Source organism: Enterobacter cloacae complex sp. P14RS, assembly GCF_014895895.1.
Classification (GTDB): Bacteria; Pseudomonadota; Gammaproteobacteria; order Enterobacterales; family Enterobacteriaceae; genus Enterobacter; species Enterobacter bugandensis.
In genome coordinates this window covers 1-252 of the sequence record NZ_JADBQM010000035.1, presented here as the reverse complement: position 1 = coordinate 252, position 252 = coordinate 1, and the positions used below count along the sequence as shown (strand labels likewise).

Here is a 252-nt window from a genome sequence, read left to right as displayed (position 1 = left end):
CCAGATTTTTAAAGAGCAAATATCTCAAACATGACTCGCAAGTCAGTTTTGAGATATGACGGCAGGTGACTTTCACTCACGAACCAGCAAGTGGCGTCCCCTAGGGGATTCGAACCCCTGTTACCGCCGTGAAAGGGCGGTGTCCTGGGCCTCTAGACGAAGGGGACACTGAAGTCTCAATCGCAAGACGCCTTGCTGCTTACTTTTCATCAGACAATCTGTGTGAGCACTGCAAAGGCAGGTTCTTTAAGG

At 50.0% G+C, this 252-nt stretch carries 1 tRNA gene; it reads right to left on the bottom strand.

The features are described from left to right. Window positions 1-91 precede the first annotated feature (91 nt). A tRNA-Glu gene (locus tag IM295_RS22575) sits at window positions 92-167 on the bottom strand. Window positions 168-252 lie beyond the last annotated feature (85 nt).